This window comes from Actinomadura terrae, from assembly GCF_022751215.1.
Classification (GTDB): Bacteria; Actinomycetota; Actinomycetes; order Streptosporangiales; family Streptosporangiaceae; genus Spirillospora; species Spirillospora terrae.
This window is the reverse complement of record NZ_JAICDG010000006.1, coordinates 321,266-338,418: the sequence shown is the minus strand read 5'-3', so window position 1 is coordinate 338,418 and position 17,153 is coordinate 321,266. Positions and strand designations below refer to the sequence as shown.

16 protein-coding genes are annotated in these 17,153 nt (G+C 73.6%); 6 read left to right on the top strand and 10 right to left on the bottom strand.

What is annotated here, in order from left to right; translation table 11 throughout:
- The first annotated feature begins 14 nt into the window (after positions 1 to 14).
- A complete protein-coding gene (locus K2F47_RS33500) occupies positions 15 to 551 on the top strand; it encodes a MarR family winged helix-turn-helix transcriptional regulator (protein ID WP_242910107.1) in 537 nt (178 codons plus the stop codon).
- A gap of 3 nt (positions 552 to 554) precedes the next feature.
- On the opposite strand, the gene K2F47_RS33495 is transcribed toward K2F47_RS33500, so the two are convergent.
- Positions 555 to 1,349: a class II aldolase/adducin family protein gene (locus K2F47_RS33495; RefSeq protein WP_242910105.1), complete on the bottom strand. Its 795-nt coding sequence runs from the start codon at positions 1,347 to 1,349 to the stop codon at positions 555 to 557.
- 148 nt (positions 1,350 to 1,497) lie between these two features.
- Between K2F47_RS33495 and K2F47_RS33490 the strand changes: the two genes are divergently transcribed.
- Complete coding sequence (locus K2F47_RS33490; RefSeq protein ID WP_242910104.1) at positions 1,498 to 2,625, top strand: helix-turn-helix domain-containing protein; 1,128 nt, start codon at positions 1,498 to 1,500, stop codon at positions 2,623 to 2,625.
- Positions 2,626 to 2,716: 91 nt separating this feature from the next.
- The gene (locus K2F47_RS33485) at positions 2,717 to 3,046 is read left to right on the top strand and encodes a DMT family transporter (RefSeq protein ID WP_242910103.1); all 330 of its coding nucleotides are present in this window, start codon (positions 2,717 to 2,719) and stop codon (positions 3,044 to 3,046) included.
- Between the two features lie 12 nt (positions 3,047 to 3,058).
- Here the strand turns inward: K2F47_RS33485 and K2F47_RS33480 are convergent, their stop codons facing one another.
- Complete coding sequence (locus tag K2F47_RS33480) at positions 3,059 to 3,916, bottom strand: helix-turn-helix domain-containing protein (protein WP_242910102.1); 858 nt, start codon at positions 3,914 to 3,916, stop codon at positions 3,059 to 3,061.
- Positions 3,917 to 4,030: 114 nt separating this feature from the next.
- Here K2F47_RS33480 and K2F47_RS33475 point away from each other — a divergent pair, with 114 nt between their 5' ends.
- Positions 4,031 to 5,482 carry an alpha/beta fold hydrolase gene (locus K2F47_RS33475; RefSeq protein ID WP_242910101.1) on the top strand — a complete coding sequence of 484 codons (1,452 nt, stop codon included), beginning with the start codon at positions 4,031 to 4,033 and terminating at the stop codon, positions 5,480 to 5,482.
- Positions 5,483 to 5,533: 51 nt separating this feature from the next.
- Here K2F47_RS33475 and K2F47_RS33470 read toward each other — a convergent pair whose 3' ends face one another.
- The 3 genes from K2F47_RS33470 to K2F47_RS33460 form a co-directional block, all read right to left on the bottom strand.
- Positions 5,534 to 6,055 (bottom strand): hypothetical protein, encoded by a 522-nt coding sequence (locus K2F47_RS33470; protein ID WP_242910100.1) that lies wholly within the window; start codon positions 6,053 to 6,055, stop codon positions 5,534 to 5,536.
- A gap of 5 nt (positions 6,056 to 6,060) precedes the next feature.
- Entirely contained in the window at positions 6,061 to 6,627 is a 567-nt protein-coding gene (locus K2F47_RS33465; protein WP_242910099.1) for a hypothetical protein, read from the bottom strand.
- A 65-nt stretch (positions 6,628 to 6,692) separates the two neighbouring features.
- On the bottom strand, positions 6,693 to 8,762 hold the full coding sequence (locus tag K2F47_RS33460; protein ID WP_242910098.1) for a DUF6077 domain-containing protein: 2,070 nt from the start codon (positions 8,760 to 8,762) through the stop codon (positions 6,693 to 6,695).
- A gap of 351 nt (positions 8,763 to 9,113) precedes the next feature.
- Between K2F47_RS33460 and K2F47_RS33455 the strand changes: the two genes are divergently transcribed.
- Positions 9,114 to 9,587, top strand: a complete 474-nt coding sequence (locus K2F47_RS33455) for a hypothetical protein (protein WP_242910097.1) — start codon at positions 9,114 to 9,116, stop codon at positions 9,585 to 9,587.
- Here K2F47_RS33455 and K2F47_RS33450 read toward each other — a convergent pair.
- The 5 genes from K2F47_RS33450 to aceA all read right to left on the bottom strand — a co-directional run bounded on the left by K2F47_RS33450 (position 9,566) and on the right by aceA (position 15,486).
- A complete protein-coding gene (locus K2F47_RS33450; protein ID WP_242910261.1) occupies positions 9,566 to 10,618 on the bottom strand; it encodes an ABC transporter ATP-binding protein in 1,053 nt (350 codons plus the stop codon). The genes K2F47_RS33455 and K2F47_RS33450 overlap by 22 nt on opposite strands.
- 11 nt (positions 10,619 to 10,629) lie before the next feature.
- Positions 10,630 to 11,454 (bottom strand): ABC transporter permease, encoded by an 825-nt coding sequence (locus K2F47_RS33445; RefSeq protein ID WP_242910096.1) that lies wholly within the window; start codon positions 11,452 to 11,454, stop codon positions 10,630 to 10,632.
- Positions 11,455 to 11,528: 74 nt separating this feature from the next.
- Positions 11,529 to 12,317 (bottom strand): ABC transporter permease, encoded by a 789-nt coding sequence (locus K2F47_RS33440; protein WP_242910095.1) that lies wholly within the window; start codon positions 12,315 to 12,317, stop codon positions 11,529 to 11,531.
- Between the two features lie 158 nt (positions 12,318 to 12,475).
- Positions 12,476 to 13,987, bottom strand: a complete 1,512-nt coding sequence (locus K2F47_RS33435; RefSeq protein WP_242910093.1) for a M1 family metallopeptidase — start codon at positions 13,985 to 13,987, stop codon at positions 12,476 to 12,478.
- Between the two features lie 215 nt (positions 13,988 to 14,202).
- On the bottom strand, positions 14,203 to 15,486 hold the full coding sequence (gene aceA / locus K2F47_RS33430) for an isocitrate lyase (protein ID WP_242910092.1): 1,284 nt from the start codon (positions 15,484 to 15,486) through the stop codon (positions 14,203 to 14,205).
- A 148-nt stretch (positions 15,487 to 15,634) separates the two neighbouring features.
- On the opposite strand from aceA, the gene K2F47_RS33425 reads away from it, so the two are divergent.
- Positions 15,635 to 17,071, top strand: a complete 1,437-nt coding sequence (locus tag K2F47_RS33425) for an XRE family transcriptional regulator (RefSeq protein WP_242910260.1) — start codon at positions 15,635 to 15,637, stop codon at positions 17,069 to 17,071.
- Positions 17,072 to 17,153 lie beyond the last annotated feature (82 nt).

Below are 17,153 nucleotides of genomic sequence, written 5' to 3'. Positions count from 1 at the left end.
CCTACGATAGCCCCATGGATGCTGACGACGCCGGAGGCCTGCCCCCGCGCCTGCTGGAAATCACCACGTACGTGCTGGCGCGGGTCGCCCGCCTCGGACGGGAGCGGATGCGCCTGATGATGGCCGAGCACGACCTCGGCCTGTGGCACTTCGCCGTTCTGGCCGCGCTGGACGACTCCGGCCCCGTCTCGCAGCGCGACCTCGGAGCCCGGCTGCGCGTCGATCCGAGCGACCTGGTGGAGGTCGCCAAGCGGCTGGAGGGGGCCGGGCTCGTCCGGCGCGACCGCGACCCGGCCGACCGCCGCCGGTACGCGGTGGGGTTGACGGCCGCCGGACGCGCCGAGCTCGACGCGGTCACCGCACGCGCGGCGGAACTCGACGCCGCGCTCCTCGCGCCGCTCGCCCCGCAGGACAGGGCGGCGCTGGAGCGCATCGTCCGCGTCCTGCTGGCGCACCACGACCCGCGCCCCGACGCGCACCCCGACCCGCACGACAACGCGCGCCCCCACCCGCACGACGACCCGCGTCCTGACGCGTCGCCGCCCGAGTGAGGGTCAGTCCAGGAGGTCGGGCTGCTCCCGGACGATCTGGTCGTGCAGCGGCTGGTAGTTGATCCAGCCGACCAGGTCGTTGCCGATCTGCTCGTGGGTGCGGACGGCGTCGTCGTGCTCGATCGGGACGACCCGTCCGGCGGCCTGGGCGAGCAGCTGCACCTGGCACGAGCGCTCCATGGTGATGAACCACCAGGCGGCGGCGTCGACGGTGTCGCCGACGGTCAGCAGCCCGTGGTTGCGCAGGATCACGGCCTTGTGGTCGCCGAGGGCGGCGGCGATGCGCTTGCCCTCCTCCACGTCGGTGACGACGCCGGTGTAGTCGTCGAACAGCCCGTGGTCCTGGTAGAACGCGCAGACGTCCTGGGTGATCGGCTCCAGCGTCCGGCCGAGCGCCGACAGCGCGCGGCCGTGCGTGGAGTGGCTGTGCGCCGCCGCCACGACCCCCGGCCGCGCCTGGTGGATCTGCGAGTGGATCGCGAACGCCGCCTCGTTGACGTGGTAGCGCCCCTCGACGACCTTCCCCTCGTGGTTCACCAGGATCAGGTCGCTGACCCGGACGTGCTTGAAGGACATCCCGAACGGGTTGACCCAGAAATGGTCGGCGCGCTCGGGGTCGCGGGCGGTGATGTGCCCGGCGACGCCCTCCTCGAAGCCGAACTTGCCGAAGATCCGCAGCGCGGCGGCGAGGCGCTCCTTGCGGTGCCGCCGCTCGTCGGCGACGTCGTCGAAGGTCGGCGGCAGCCGGAAGATCAGGTCGGTGGCGAGCTTGTCGAACAGCTGCTCCTCGTCGGGCATCGGCGGTCTCCTCGGCTCGTCTTCCCCAGCGCACACCGCCGGTTCCTCCAGCGAACACCGCCGGGCGGACCGCACGCTAGGGGGCGGCGGCCCAACCACCGCCCGCCCGGTTGTCCGGAACGGACAACGAGGGCCCAGAATGGGGGGCATGGAGCCCGTGGAGGGCGACCGGTTCCTGCGGTTGCTGATCGAGCACGGCGCCGACCCGGAGGTGCTGGACGCCACGGTCCGCGCGGCGCGGGGCAGGTCGGAGCTGGTGGCGGCGCTGCCGGAGGAGGAGACCCGGCGGCACGCCCGCGCGCTCGTGCGGGGCGTGGTCGCGGCGCTGGAGACCGGCGGCCCCGGCGAGGACGTCCTGGCGGCGGCCGAGCGGCTCGGCGCGGACCGGGCGCGGCAGGGCGTGCCGGTCACGGCGTTCCTGGACGGTTTCCAGGCGGGCCGCGCCCATCTCGTCCGGACGCTCGTCGCGGACGGGCGGCGCCTCGGCGTGCCGGAGCACCTGCTGCTGGACGGCGTCACCCGCGTCGACGAGATCACCACCGCGCTCGTCCACCGGATGGTGCACGCGCACCGGGTCGCCGAGCTGGAGACGGCCCGGACGGCCCGCGAGGCCCACGTCCAGACGCTCCGGCGGCTCCTGCACGGGGAGGCCGCCTCCGCGCCCGCGCCGCTCGACCCGTCCGGCGCCTACCACTGCGTCGTCTCCGACGTCAGCGACCCGGCGGTCGCGGCGCGGCTGGAGGCGCGCCTCACCGCGGCGGGCCCCGGGCTGTGCGGGCTGGTCGACGGCCGGTTCGCCGCTCTCGTGGCCCGGCCGCCCGTCCCGTCCGAGGACGGCCCGCTGCTGGTGGCCGCGCCGCCGGTGCCGCCCGGCGACGTCGCGCCGGTGTACGAGCTCGGCCGCCGGGCCCTGCGCGCCGGGGCGGCCGCCGGGCTGCGCGGGACGCGGCACCTCGCCGATCTCGCTCTGCCGACCGTCACCGGCGCCGAGCCCGCGCTCGGACGGCTGCTGGCGGACACGCTCCTCGGCGGCCTCGACCCGCGCGACCCGTTCCACCGCGCGCTGGCCGCGACCGCGCTGGCCTACCTCGACCACGGCGGACGGGTCGCGCCGGCGGCCGCCGCGCTGCACGTCCACGAGAACACGGTCAAGTACCGGGTGCGCCGCCTCCAGGAGCTGACCGGCCGCCCGCTGCTCGACCCCTCGGCGGGCGCGGCGGTGACGCGCGCTGCGAACTGGTGGTGGGCGCTGCGCCACTGGCTGTCCGGCGGCTGAGCGGGCATGGCCGGGTCCGGGCAGGGGCGGCCGTAGCCCGGCGGGGGAGGACGTGGCCATGGGAGGATCGGCCGGGGAGAGGAGATCGCCGATGCCCTACGTCCTGCTCGCGCTCGCCATCGCCTTCGAGGTCACCGCGACGCTGGCGATGCGCGGCTCGGAGGGCTTCACCCGGCTCGGCCCCGCGGCGATCGTCGTGGCCGGGTACCTGATCTCGTTCGTGTTCATGGCCAAGGCGCTGACCTCGCTGAACGTCGGCCCGGTGTACGCGATCTGGTCCGCGCTCGGCACGATCGGCGCCTTCGCCGGCGGCGTGCTGCTGTTCGACGAGCCGGTGCGGCCGCTGACGGTCGCCGGCGCGGTGATCGTCGTGCTGGGCGTGATCGTGATGAACCTCGGCGGCGGCGTGAGCCAGGGCTGACCCGGCGGGCGGTCAGAGCGCCTCGGGGACGGTCGTGGTGAGCTGCGGCTCGAACTGCCCGGCGAGCAGGTCGGTGGGGGAGCAGCCCGCCAGCGCGCGCACCTCGCGGTTGAGGTGGGCCTGGTCGTAGTAGCCGCAGGCGAAGGCGATGTCGGCGAGGCCCGCGTCGCCGGTGCGCATCATCTCGACCGCGCTCTGGAACCGCAGGACGCGTCCCATCACCTTGGGCGGCAGCCCCGCCTGCTCCCGGAACCGGTGGGTGAGGTGCTTGCGGCTCCAGCCGACGTCGTCGGCGAGGCGGGCGACGGGCGCGCGCCCCCGGCTGCGGGCGAGCAGGTCCCAGGCGCGGGCCACCTCCGGGTCGGGCGCGGGCCCGGCGTCCAGTCGGCCCAGCAGGAACCCGTCGAGCAGGTCGAAGCGGTCGGCCCAGCCCGCCGCGGCGCCGAGCCGCTCGACGAGGCGGGCGGCGCCCGGCCCGAGCAGGTCGGGCAGCTCCACGGCGGTGTTGGTGACGCGCGCCATCGGGACGCCGAACAGCGTGTAGGCGCCGAGCGGGGTGAGGTCGAGCTGGATGCCGCGCTGGCCGCCGGGGTGGACGTAGCCGCCGTGCCCGTCGTGCATGCCCGCGACGAACGACCCGTAGACGCGGCCCCGGACCTGCGGGTCGGGGACCTCCAGGAACAGCGGCGGGCCGAGGTTCAGGATCACGACGGCGGTGCGGGTCGGGAGCGTGCGCATCCGGCTAGGCCGGACGTCCCGCTCCCAGTAGCCGACGTAGGAGGGCAGGAACGGGCGCAGCGCGGGATGCGGGCGGCTCCGGGCCCGCCACCAGCCACCCTGGTCGGTGATCTCGACCGGCCTGTCGCTCATCCCTCCAGTACTACCACCTGCGCGAAAACGCCAGAACAGGACCGCTCGGCGGGTGGAATGGCCGTTTCCGGCGAGAAACGTGGTTCCCGGGCCCACCGGGGCGATGATCTCCCCATGCGATCACGTCCCATCCCAGTGCTCGCCCTGGCCCTCGCCCTCTCCGCATCCGGAGGGGCGACGGCGGCCGCGACACCCCCCGCGCCCCCGTCCGCGGCCCCGTCCACCTCGACGGCGACGCCCCGGCCCGCGCTCACCGACCCCCGCCCCTGCCCGAATCAGCCCGGCTTCACCTGCTCGACGCTCACCGTGCCGCTCGACCACCGCGCCCCGTCCCAGGGCACGCTGAAGTTGCAGGTCGCGACCGGCGGCAACGTCTCCGCGCCCCGGGGCGTGCTGCTGTTCCTGACCGGCGGGCCCGGGCAGCCCGGCGTCCCGTTCATCTCCCGGATATCCCAGCAGCGGATGCCCGAGCTCGCCAAGAACTACCGCTTCGTCACGATCGACCAGCGCGGCACCGGAGAGTTCGGCGCGATCGACTGCCCCCGCCTCCAGGCCGAGGTGGGCGGCACCGACATCGAGGCCCCGAGCCCCGGCGCGGTCACCGAGTGCGCGGGCATCCTCGGCGACCGGCGGCACTACTTCACGACCGAGCAGACCGTCGGCGACCTCGACCTGCTGCGCCGCGCGCTCGGCGTGCGGACGATGACGCTGGACGGCGTCTCCTACGGCACGATGACCGCCGCGAGCTACGCCGCCTTCCATCCGCGCAACGTGCGCAGGCTCGTCCTGGACTCGGTGCTCCCGCACGTGGACCCGCAGCGCGACGACATGCTCTACCTCACCGGCATGCGGGCGACCGCGCGGGTCCTGCGGGACGCGTGTCGGACGGCGCCCGCCTGCGGGTTCGACCCGGCCGAGGACCTGGCCTGGCTCGCCCGGCACCGCGCCGACCACGTCCGCATCTGGGACATGCTCGTCGGCTACGAGTTCTCCGACCCCACCTACCGCGACCCGAGCCCGGCCGGATTCCCCGCCGGGTCGGGCGACGTGGTGTCGGCGTTCCACGAGGCGCGGCACGGGGACCCGGCGCGGCTCGACCGGCTGCTGAAGCTGCTCGACTCCGGCGGCGACGACCCCGCCGGCTACAGCGCGGGCCTGCACGTCGCGACGATCTGCGGTGACGGGCACTTCCCGTGGGGCACCTCCGAGGCGCCGCTCGCGGGGCGCCAGGCGAGCCTCGACCGGACGCGCCGCCACCTTCCCGCCCGTGCGACCTGGCCGTTCACGGCCGCCGACGCCGTCGGCAACGGCTTCGTCCAGGACTGCGTGCACTGGCCCCCGTCGCGGCATACCGCCGAGCCGAGGCGGCTCACGCTGCCGCCCGTCCCGGTGCTGCTGCTGAACGGCGACCGGGACCTGTCCACCCCGCTCGAATGGGCTCGGGAGGAGCTGCGCCACGCGCCGCGCGGAGAGCTGGTCGTCGTGAAGGGCGCGGCCCACTCCATCCAGAACCGCGAACGCGGGACGCGGGGGCGCGAGGCCGTCTACCGCTTCCTCAACGGCTGAACCCGCGACGGGGGCGCCCCGGCCGCAGCCGGAGCGCCCCCGTCGCGGCGATCATGTTTCGAGGACGTGGTCCAAAAGGCTCCGGTAGGAGCGGAGGGCCAGGCGGAGGCGCTCGGTGTCGGACGTCCCGTCCTTGCCGGACCCGAGCGGCTCCGACAGCTTCCGGCGGTGCTCGGCGAGGGAGCGCACCAGGGCGTCGGTGATCTCCTCCGCGAGGGCGTCGGCCTCGCGGACGGCCTCGGCCGGATCGTCCACGAACCTGGCCTGGACTCGGTGCCAGCGCTCCTTGAACCGGCCCGCTTCCGCGGAGTCGAGCAGCCGCCCGCGCGGGCCCCCGGTTTGGCCCGCAGGTTGGCCCCCGGGCTGGCCTGCGGGTTGGCTCCCGGGGGCGGACTTCGGGGCGAGGAGGTCGGGCGCGGTGTCCCGGTCGGACTCCGCGTCGGCCGCGGCGCGCGGCGGCGGGGGACCGGCGACGTGGGCGTCACCGGCGACGGGCGGAGTGACCGGCCCGGTCGCCCGGGGGGCGCGCCCGTCCGCTGTCGCTCTCGGTTCCGTGGGGATCTCGTGCGTCATCGCGGTCAGCTCCTCGGGGTCTCGGCGACGCCGTGGTCCGCCGGGACGTCGAGCAGGTCGTCGAAGAGCGCGCGGTAGTGCACCATGGCCTGCCGCAGGTCCTCGGTGGTGGCGTCCCTGCCCTGGGCGCGCACGCTGATCTCGCGCCCGCGCCGGTAGTGGTCCAGGGTGCGGGCGTGGTCCACCGAGAGGTGGGCGGCCTGCTCGTCGAAGCCGCGGGTGGGATAGCCGCGCTCGCCCAGTACCACGGTGACGAGGCGGTCCGCCTGCTCGACGGCCTCCTGCGGGGCGTCGACGAAGCGCTCCTGTACACGGATCCACTGGTGCTTGTACTGCTCGCGCCGCTCGGGGGCCAGGTCGTGCAGTTCCAGGTCCTGGTGGGCCCGTTCGCGGGACATCAGCTCCCGCTCGGCGGCCGCGCGGCCGCCGTGGGCCTCCACTGCCCGGTCGTATTCGGGGCCGAAACGCCGCCTGAGCCGCCGGGTGCGCGACCACGTCCAGGCGAGGTACGCGGCGGCGGCGATGACGAGGACGGCGACGACGACGATGACGACCATGAGGACGGTCGACATTGTTCCTCCAACATCCGTCGGGTCAGACGCAACACCCGATGCCCCGACAGACGCGGTCGAAACGGTCAGCCCCCCGGCCGGAAGGAGCAGACGAGGTCGCCGATGCGCCGCCGGTCGCCGTATCCGGCCTGGTCGAGCAGCCGGAGCGCGCGCCGGTCCCGGGGCGTCACGCAGGCGACACTGACCCCCACGCGGCGGAGCGCCGCGCGCATCTCCTCCGCTGTCGGCTTCCGGCTGTAGGGGGAGCGCACCGCGACGCTCAGCATCTGCCGGTCGGCGATGTAGTGCGCGGGCGCGGGGATCATCGACAGGTAGTGCGGGTTGGGGTTCGCTGCGTGCACGCGCGCGGTCAGCATCGGTACCGCCCGCATGTAGGTCACGGGCATCAGCACGACGGTGCCGGGTTTGGCGGCGCGGACCACCTCGCGCGCCGTCCCGACCTGCTCGGCGGGCAGCTTCCACGAGGGCCGCCCCTCGACGGTCGAGCCGCTCGCCTCCGACCACACCGGCGTGCCGCCCACGACCAGCGCGACGGCGAGCGCCACGGCGGGCGTCACGGCGGCGGCGACGGCGGCCGCGCGGGACCGGAGGGCGTCCGGGACCGGCACGGCGGCGAGCAGGCCGACCAGGGCGGGCGCGGGGACGATCCACATCGTGCGCCACAGCACCTGCCCCGCGTCCGTGGCCCGTGCGGCGGCCGTCAGAATCCCGGGCAGGACGAGCAGCGTCAGCACCGCCGCGACGCCCAGGCCGACGAGCGCGGGCACGCCGCGCCGGGCCGTCCACGGGGACAGCCACAGCGCGCAGCCGCCGAGGACGCCGAGCGTCCCCTGGAGCAGGACCCACTGGTAGCTGACCGGGCCGTCGTGGACGGCGCCCTCCACGACCGTCTTGCCGTGCAGCAGCACCACCCCGAGCCCGGACGCGATCGGGTACGCCGCCGCGACGCACGCCGCCAGCGCGGTACGGACCCGCCCGGCGGCGAGCAGCGGCAGCACGGCGGCGCCGACCGCCAGCGGGACCACGAACGCCGAGGACGAGGTCAGCCCGACCGCCGCGATCCCGGCGGCGGCGAGCAGCGCGAGGTCGCCGCGCCGCCGCCGCTCGGCCCACCGGGTGAGGTAGACGTACAGCAGCGGGATCAGCGCCGACACCATGACGGCCTTGCCCTGCCACATCCGCAGCAGGTGGAAGGCGCCGAGCGAAGCCCGCGACTCGCCCGCCCAGAGCAGGTAGACGGCCGCGACCGCGAAGCAGAGCACGGCGTGGCGCGGCGCCCAGGCCCGGACGAGCCGCCACAGCGACCAGATCGCGAGGAAGGTGACCAGCGGCAGCACGCCGTACCACAGCAGCGAGGACGCGGGGACGTGCAGCACCCGCGCCAGCGCCCCGACCAGCACCTCGAACGACGCCACCGGCGGCTCGCCGGCGATCTCGTTCGTCGCCCCGGCGGAGAAGATGACGTCCTTGAGCGGGATGCGGCCGGTCGCCGCCGTCGCCACCGAGCGGGACACGAAGTAGGCGTCGTCGCCGTCGGTGTTGACGATGAACAGCGACGCGACGGCGAACCCGGCGCCGGTGAGGAGCGCGAGCGGCGTCCCCCAGCGCAGGTCCGTGTCGTCCGGTCGGGACTCGGGTGCGTCCGGACGGGGCTCCGGCGCGGGGTCGGGCTCGCGCGGGCCGGGGCGGCGCAGCAGCCACGCGGCCGTCGCTGCCGCGCTGACCAGTCCGGGCGCCCACGCGCACCACCACGGCACCCCGGACGGGTGCAGCCCTGCGCACACCCCCGCGACCAGGCCCGCGCCCACCGCGACGGCCGGGAGCGCCTGCCGCACGGGTCCGGGACGGTCGCGCCAGACCGGCGCCTCTGGGTCGTGCCAGAGCGGCCCGACCGCCCACCATCCCGAGCGCCGCGCGTACAGGACGCCGAGCACGGCCGCCGCCACCAGCCACGCGACCAGCAGCGCCGTGGTCGGCGGGTCGAGGAGCAGGCCGAGGTGGTACAGGACCGTCCACGCGGCGAACAGCACGACGGCGCCGTCGGTGACGCCGTCGAGGAGCCCCGTCGCCGTCCGGGCCGCACGCGCGCGGCCGCCCTCGGATCCGCGGATGGCCCGCTCGGTCAAGTCGATCACTGGTCCCCCGTGTGCGCGTGTGTGCCGCCCTCGCCTTTGTATCCGCCGAAACGTCTCCGGGCGTTCACAGGCGCGCCGCCGAATTTTTGATCTTGGTTAGTTCGACGCCCGGTGCGGCACGGGAGTTTACGGCCGTGGTGAAGCGGACACCGTCGAACGGCCGCGGCGGTCCGGCCGCGGCGGTGCGGCTCTGGCCTGGGCCGGGCCGTCCTCGCCGGGCGTACCCCTGAATCACTCCGTGATGCGACAAGTCCGGAATCACTGCCATGGCCCGTTTCCGCGTGTTCTGATGGTCCGGTACGCGAGCCACGCCCGCCCGGCGCGGGCACGTCCAGAGGGATGTGATGCGCGGTGCGCCACGCGTTCGGCTTCGTCCTCGGCGTCCTGCTGACCCCCGCGCTGGTCTACGGCGCGGCCTGGGGCTACGCGCAGGCGGGCCGGTCCTTCGACGGGACGGGCCAGGAGATCACCGACCGCACCCGCATCTACGGGGCGTTCGCCCTGCTCGCCGCCGTGGGCCTGGTGACGGGCGTGGTCATCGTCGCGCGGTGGGCGTCGCCGCTGGTCTCGCTCGTCCCGGCGGTGGCCCTGCTCGGGGTGTCCGCCTACTTCCTGGTGGACCCCGGGAGCGTGCTCGACCTGCCGGGCAAGGTGCCGCCCTCCGGCGACATGGACTTCGGCCTGCGCATGCTGCTCGGCTCGGGCGTCTACGGGATGATGGGCTTCGCGCTGCTGATGCCCACCTGGGCGCCGCGCCGCTGGGGCTCGGCCCACGGCGACGAGGAGGCCTTCGAGTCCGAGTACTACTCGACCATCGAGCGGTGATCCGGCCGCTCCGGGGGACCGTCCGGGGGGCCCTCCCCCCACGGGAGGTCGGCCGGGCACGTGTAGGCGTGGTCGCCCCGGTAGAGCCCGGCGAGGACGTCCTCGATCCCCGCCTCCCGCAGCGCGATATCGCGGACCTCGTACAGCCGCGCCAGCGCCGCGACCACCACCGCCGCGTTCGCGGCGCGCGGGAGCCGCAGCCACTGCCGCGGCCCCTGCACCCGCTCGGCCTCGATCCGCCCGAACTCCGGGTCGTCCAGGACGATCGGCGGCCCCGGCCGGGCCAGCTCGGCCACCAGCACCCGGTCGGCGTCGACGGTCCGGCGCAGCTCGTCCAGCCCGCCGTCGTAGGCCAGCCGCCCGTGGTCGATGATCAGCACCCGGCGGCAGAGCCGCTCGATGTCGCCGAGGTCGTGCGTGGTCAGCAGGATCGTGGTGCCGCGCTCGGCGTTGATACGTTCCAGGAAGTCGCGGACGGTCGCCTTGCTGACGACGTCCAGTCCGATCGTGGGCTCGTCCAGGACGAGCAGCTCCGGGTCGTGCAGCAGCGCGGCGGCGAGGTCGCCGCGCATCCGCTGCCCGAGGCTGAGCTGCCGCACCGGCGTGTCCAGGAACGGGTCCAGCTCCAGCAGCTCGGACAGCTCGGCGAACCGGGCCCGGTGCGCGGCGGGCTCCACCCGGTACAGCCGCCGGACGAGCGTGAGGCTGTCGCGCAGCGGCAGGTCCCACCACAGCGTCGTGCGCTGCCCGAACACGACGCCGAGCCGGCGCGCGAGCGCGGTGCGCCGCCGCGACGGGTCGAGCCCGCACACCCGCAGCGTCCCCGACGACGCGGTGAGGATGCCGGTCAGCATCTTGATCGTCGTGGACTTGCCCGCGCCGTTCGGGCCGAGGTAGCCGACGAACTCGCCGGGCTCGACGGCGAACGACACCCCGTCCACCGCGCGGAGCGTCCTCCTGCCCCGCCGCCGCAGGCCTCCGGTCCTGGTCCGGACGGTGAACGACTTGACGACGTCCTCGGCCTCGATCATCGGCACCGGCCTCAGCTCCCTGTCGATCGGTAGTGCCGCAGCCCGGCCCGCCACGCGAACGCCGCCGCCGCGCACACGGCGGCGGCGACCGCCGGGGACGCGAACCGCGCCGCCTCCGGCAGCCCGAGCGGGTCGGGGCGGTCCAGCACGTACAGCGCGGGCTGCCAGTTGACGAACGCCAGCGGCACGACGAACGTCACGCCGCGGACGAAGTCGCGGGCGAACACGGTCATCGGGTACTGGGTCAGGTACCCGCCCCCGTAGGTGAGCGACTTGGTGGCGCCGTGGCTCTCGATCAGCACGAACTGCACCGCGCCGCCCAGCACCCACAGCCCCGAGAAGATCAGCGTCCCGCACAGCACCATCAGCGGGACGAGCGCCACCCGGCCGGGCGTCCACGGCGCGTCCACGCTCGCCAGCGCGAACGTGAGGACCGTCCCCGCCGGGAGGAGCTTGCCGACGCGGCGCGGTGAGAACTCCTCCGTCGCGACCTGGATCAGGGGACTCACCGGGCGCACGAGCATGGCGTCGAGCGTCCCCTCCCGGACGTGGTGGCCGAGCCGCTCGGTGGTGCCGAGCAGGATGTCGGAGATCGCGAACGACATCGCGCTCGTCCCGTACAGGAACAGGACCTCGGACGCGCCGAACCCGGCGATGCGCGGCGCGCGGCTGAACAGCAGCCCGATCGCCGCCACGTCCAGGCCGCTCACGACGGCGGTCGCGAGGGCGAGCAGCACCATCGACACCGGGTACTGCGCCGCCGCGCGGACCCACGTCCACGCCAGCAGCACGTAGGTCGTCAGCGGACGCGCCGCCGCCCGGCCCGTCTCAGCCACCGCGGATCACCCCGGACACCGCGAATACCTCGGGCACCGCAGAAACCTCGGACACCGCGGACATCGCGGCCGCCTCAGCCACCGTGGATCACCAGCTTGCGCCGCGCCGCCCGGGTCACCAGCGCCCCCGCGCCGAGCAGGGCGGCCGCCCACGCCGCCTGGAAGGCCAGCGCGCCCAGGAGGTCCGCCCCGGTGTGGCGGCCGAGGAAGACGTCGGCGGGCACCTGGAGCTGCGCCGCCCACGGCAGCGCGTGCGCGACGTCGCCGAGCCGCCCGGGGAACACGACGAGCGGCAGGGTCATCCCGGAGAAGAACAGCGACATCACCAGCGTGACCGCGTTCAGGCCCCGGTCGTCGTGCAGCCAGAACATCGCGAGCGCCACCAGGTAGCGCATCCCGAACCCCACCAGCGCGCCGAGCAGCAGGGACGCGGCGAACGCCACGAGCCCCGCCGGGCCCGGCCAGCGCAGCGGGAACACCAGCGCCCCGGCCACCAGCGGCGGGCCGCCGCGCAGCACCAGCGACCCGGTCGCGCGGCCGAGGTCGTCGGCCAGCCACCAGCCCTGGAGCCCGACCGGGCGGTGCAGGTCGATCGCGACGTCGCCGGTGCGGATGCGCTGCGCGAGGTCCATCCCGCCGAAGACCTGGAGCGGCCCGATCAGCGCCTGGGTCAGGAAGCAGAACGTCACGGCGTCGTCCACGTCGTAGCCGCCGAGGACGGGACGCTCGTGCCAGAGGGCTATCAAGACATAGGCCCTCATGAACCCGAACCCGGTGTTGGTCAGGGCCTCGGCAAGCGAGCCGACCGCATAGGCGGTGTGACGACGGAACCCGTACCACCACACCCACGGAAGGACGCCCACTTGCCGAGACCCTAGGGCGGATGACCGCCCGGATCCACGTAATTTCACACAGACCGTCCGGAGCCGGTCACCTCCGCGTCAGCGGCTCGTGACCGGAGCGTGCCCGGCTCCAGGTCGGTCCGTGCCAGGTCCGTGCTCGGTCCGTGCTTGCCCTCCGGTCAGCCCTTCGGCAGCTCGGGCTTGGTCGGGGAGTAGATCCACTCCTTGAAGAACTGCGTGAGGTCCTGGCCGGACACCTTCTGGGCCAGGGCGGTGAACTGCTCGGTGGTGGCGTTGCCGTGCCGGTGCTGGGCGACCCACGTCCGCAGCAGCGTGAAGAACTTGTCGTCCCCGATCCTCTCGCGGAGGAACTGGAGCGCCATGGCGCCGCCGCTGTAGACGCGGGCGTTGAACATGGTGTCGCGCTGCGGGTTCGCGGTCACGACCGACCAGAACGGGTTGCCCGGCGCGTCCGGGAACGGGCGCGAGTTGTAGGTCGCGCGCGCCGCGTCGTGGACGGTGGCGCCGCCGTGCTTCTCGGCCCAGTACCAGCCCGACCACGACGCGAAGCTCTCGTTCAGCCAGACGTCCTGCCAGCGCTGCGGCGACACGCTGTCACCGAACCACTGGTGCGCCAGCTCGTGCGCGATCGTCCCGGTGTTGCGGACGGCCGAGTACACCGGCTTGCCCTGCGTCTCCAGCGAGAACCCGAGCGGCTGGCCGTTGAAGCGCGCGTCGTCGCCGATCGCGCCGGTGGTGCTGAACGGGTAGGGGCCGAAGGTCTTGGCCCACAGGTCGGTGGCCTCGCTGGTGGTGCTGTAGAAGAAGTTCACCGCGTCCGGCTGCGCGGCGATCAGCGCCGGGTCGACGGCGGTGTAGTTGCGCAGGCCGCCGGGCGTCCGGCCCTCCCTGATCTCCCACTTGCCGATGTCGATCGTGGTGAGGTAGCTCGCCATGGGGCTGTCCTCGCGCCACTTGAACACGCTGGCCTGCGCCGCCGACCTGCGGCGGCTGAAGGAGGCGACCGTGTTCTCGGTACCGGTGAGCAGGCCGTTGGCGACCGCCCGCAGGCCCTTGGGCACCGCGATCTTGTAGTCGTAGGTGGCCTTGTCGCTCGGGTGGTCGTTGACCGGGAACCACGTGGACGCGCCGTTGGGCTCGCCGCCGACGAACGCGCCGTCGGGGGTGTGCAGGAACCCGTAGGGCGAGCCGAACACGATCGGGGAGCCCACGATGGTCTGCGGCACGCCGCCGTAGGTCACGACCGCCGTGAACGTCTTCCCCTTCCGCAGGCCCTTGCGCGGGGTGATGATGAGCTCCTGCCCGCGCCGCTTGTACTCCGCCTTCTGCTTGTTCACCTTCACCCGGTCGACGTCCATGCCGGACAGGTCGAGGTCGAAGCTCGACAGGTCCTGCGTGGCCTTGGCCGTGATGGTGACGGTGCCGTCGAGCTGGTCGTAGTCGGGGTCGTAGCGCAGGTCCAGCGAGTAGTGCTGGACGTCGTATCCGCCGTTCCCCTCAAGCGGGAAGTAGGCGTCGCCGACGCCGGGGGCGCCGGGGGTGTAGCGGCCGTTGCCCGCCGCGGAGGCGGGGGCCGCGAGCGCGACGACGCTCACGGCTGCGACGGCGAGCGGCAGCATTCGCCCGGGGGTCGCCCGGGGCGTCATGAACCGGGGGTGGCGCAGCGCCATCTGAGGATCCTCTCGTGAGTGATCACTAGCGTGCCTAATTTGCCCGGCCCACTGGCTGTTGTCGAGGAAAGTGCCGAATCTGGCCTTCCGGATGTGGCCGCAGGTGGGAACGTGCCAGAAGGCCCCCGCGGGTGTAGGTGCGCGGGGGCCTTCGGTTTGTGGGAGGGCGAGCCTCGGTGGAGGATCGCCCTCGGTGAGGGGTCAGCCTCGGCGGGTCAGTGGAACTGACCCTCCTCGGTGGAGCCCTTCAGCGCCGTCGTGGAGGAGTCGGGCGCGATCGCGGTGCTGACGAGATCGAAGTAGCCGGTCCCGGCCTCGCGCTGATGCTTGACGGCCGTGAACCCCTTCTCCGCCGCCGCGAACTCGCGCTCCTGGAGGTCGACGTAGGCCGTCATGCCCTCGCGGGCGTAGCCGTGCGCCAGGTCGAACATGCCGTAGTTGAGCGCGTGGAACCCGGCCAGGGTGATGAACTGGAACTTGAAGCCCATGTGGCCGAGCTCGCGCTGGAACTTGGCGATGGTCGCGTCGTCCAGGTGCGCCTTCCAGTTGAAGGACGGCGAGCAGTTGTAGGCGAGCATCTGGTCGGGGTACTCGGCCTTGACCGCCTCGGCGAACCGGCGGGCCTGCTCCAGGTCCGGGGTGCCGGTCTCCATCCAGATCAGGTCGGAGTACGGCGCGTACGCCTTGGCCCGCGCGATGCACGGCTCGATGCCGTTGCGGACGCGGTAGAAGCCCTCGGCGGTGCGCTCGCCGGTGAGGAACTCGTGGTCGCGCTCGTCCACGTCCGTCGTGATCAGTGTCGCGGCCTCGGCGTCGGTCCGCGCGATGATCAGGGACGGGACGTCCGCGACGTCCGCGGCGAGGCGGGCGGTGTTCAGCGTCTTCACGTGCTGCGAGGTCGGGATCAGCACCTTGCCGCCGAGGTGGCCGCACTTCTTCTCGGAGGCCAGCTGGTCCTCCCAGTGCACGCCCGCGGCGCCCGCGGCGATCATGCCCTTCATCAGCTCGAAGGCGTTCAGCACGCCGCCGAAGCCGGCCTCGGCGTCGGCGACGATCGGGGCGAGGAAGTGGGTGTCGCCCTCTCCCTCGGCCCACTGGACCTGGTCGGCGCGCAGCAGCGCGTTGTTGATCCGCCGCACGACCGCCGGGACCGAGTTCGCCGGGTAGATGCTCTGGTCGGGGTAGGTGTGCCCCGCGAGGTTGGCGTCCGCCGCGACCTGCCAGCCCGACAGGTAGATGGCCTTCAGCCCGGCCTTGACCTGCTGGACGGCCTGGAGCCCGGTCAGCGCGCCGAGCGCGTGGACGTAGTCCTCCTCGTGCAGCAGCTTCCAGAGCCGCTCCGCGCCGAGGCGGGCGAGCGTGTGCTCCTCCTGGACCGAGCCGCGGATCCGCACGACGTCCTCGGCCGTGTAGCTCCGCTCGATGCCGGTCCAGCGCTCGTCGGTCTCCCAGCGGTGTTGCAGCTCGTCGGCTGCGCCCTTGAGGCGACTGTCGCTCATCTGCTTACCCTTCCGTGTCGTCCCCTGGGTGCTTGGCACGACTATGCCCCGGTCATGCGGGCTGATGGACACGGCGATAGCAGAAGAACATCGAAAATTCCGCTAGCATGAAGCCGTGACGACCTTGCGGCCAGAAGAACCCCTCAACTTGACGACCGACGTGGATCTCGTCACGTTCGGGCAGCGGCTGCGCCATCTGCGGCGCGGCCGGGGCATGACGCTGTCGGACCTCGGCGAGCGCGTCGGCCGCGCCCCGTCCCAGCTCTCGCTGCTGGAGAACGGGCGCCGCGAGCCCAAGCTGTCGCTGCTCCAGGCGCTCGCCGCCGCGCTGGAGTGCCCGGTGGAGGAGCTGCTGCGCCGCCAGCCGCCGAGCCGCCGCGCGCAGCTGGAGATCGAGCTGGAGGAGGCGCAGCGCGATCCGCTGTACCGCTCGCTCGGGCTCTCGCACCTGCGGGTCGGCAAGCGGATGCCGAACGAGGTCATCGAGCACATCCTCGCGCTGTACCGGGAGCTGCGGCGCAGCCGCACCAAGCCCGCCGCGAGCCCGGAGGAGGCCCGCAAGGCCAACGCCGAGCTGCGCCGCCAGATGCACGAGCGCGGCAACCACTTCGCCGACATCGAGGCCGTCGCCGCGCAGACCCTCGACGCGGTCGGCTACCGGCGCGGGGCGGTGTCGCAGGGGCTGCTGATGACGCTGGTCGGCCACTTCGGGTTCAGCCTCCAGTACGTCCAGGACCTGCCGCGCTCGGTCCGGTCGGTCACCGACCTGCGCAACCGGCGGATCTACCTGGAGCGCGAGCAGCTCGGCATGCACACGCCCCGCACGATCCTGCTCCAGACCCTCGGGCACATCGCGCTCGACCACGACCAGCCCCGCGACTTCGCCGACTTCCTGCGCCAGCGCGTCGAGGCGAACTACTTCGGCGCCGCGATCCTGATGCCCGAGCGCAGCGTCGTCCCCTACCTCCAGGAGGCCAAGGCGGCGCGGGAGCTGTCGGTGGAGGACCTCGCGGACGTGTTCGCCGTCTCCTACGAGATGGCCGCGCACCGCTTCACCAACGTCGCGACCCACCACCTCGGCCTAGAGCTGCACTTCACCAAGAACGACGAGAACGGCACGATCTACAAGGCCTACGCCAACGACGGCCTCGCCTTCCCGCAGGACGCCGACGGCGCGATCGAGGGCCAGCGGATGTGCCGCCAGTGGGCCGGGCGGCACGTGTTCACCGCCGAGGACCGGTTCTCCGTCTACTACCAGTACACCGACACCCCGAACGGCACGTACTGGTGCCTGTCGCACATCGACCCCAGCCACGAGCGGGACTTCGCGATCACGCTGGGCGTCCGGTTCGAGGACTCCCGCTGGTTCAGGGGCCGCGAGTCGACCCGGCGGGTGAAGTCGGCGTGCCCGGACGGCGACTGCTGCCAGCGGCCCCCCGCCGAGCTGTCGGACCGGTGGGAGGGGATGGCCTGGCCGTCCGCGCGGGCGCACTCGCACGTCCTGTCCGTCCTGCCGCCGGGGGCGTTCCCCGGCGTGGACGAGGCCGACGTCTACGAGTTCCTGGACCGGCACGCCGCCGAGTGACGCCCGCGCCCGGGGTGAACACCTCGGGGCGGGACGTCCGGCGCCGTGACGAGGGTGAATGATCTGGGGAGATCCGGCGTTG

Coding starts and splice junctions, on each gene's coding strand:
- K2F47_RS33500 (WP_242910107.1), top strand. CDS start 15: ATGGATGCTGACGACGCCGGAGGCCTGCCCCCGCGCCTGCTGGAAATC.
- K2F47_RS33495 (WP_242910105.1), bottom strand. CDS start 1,349: ATGCCCGACGAGGAGCAGCTGTTCGACAAGCTCGCCACCGACCTGATC.
- K2F47_RS33490 (WP_242910104.1), top strand. CDS start 1,498: ATGGAGCCCGTGGAGGGCGACCGGTTCCTGCGGTTGCTGATCGAGCAC.
- K2F47_RS33485 (WP_242910103.1), top strand. CDS start 2,717: ATGCCCTACGTCCTGCTCGCGCTCGCCATCGCCTTCGAGGTCACCGCG.
- K2F47_RS33480 (WP_242910102.1), bottom strand. CDS start 3,916: ATGAGCGACAGGCCGGTCGAGATCACCGACCAGGGTGGCTGGTGGCGG.
- K2F47_RS33475 (WP_242910101.1), top strand. CDS start 4,031: ATGCGATCACGTCCCATCCCAGTGCTCGCCCTGGCCCTCGCCCTCTCC.
- K2F47_RS33470 (WP_242910100.1), bottom strand. CDS start 6,055: ATGACGCACGAGATCCCCACGGAACCGAGAGCGACAGCGGACGGGCGC.
- K2F47_RS33465 (WP_242910099.1), bottom strand. CDS start 6,627: ATGTCGACCGTCCTCATGGTCGTCATCGTCGTCGTCGCCGTCCTCGTC.
- K2F47_RS33450 (WP_242910261.1), bottom strand. CDS start 10,618: ATGATCGAGGCCGAGGACGTCGTCAAGTCGTTCACCGTCCGGACCAGG.
- K2F47_RS33435 (WP_242910093.1), bottom strand. CDS start 13,987: ATGGCGCTGCGCCACCCCCGGTTCATGACGCCCCGGGCGACCCCCGGG.
- aceA (WP_242910092.1), bottom strand. CDS start 15,486: ATGAGCGACAGTCGCCTCAAGGGCGCAGCCGACGAGCTGCAACACCGC.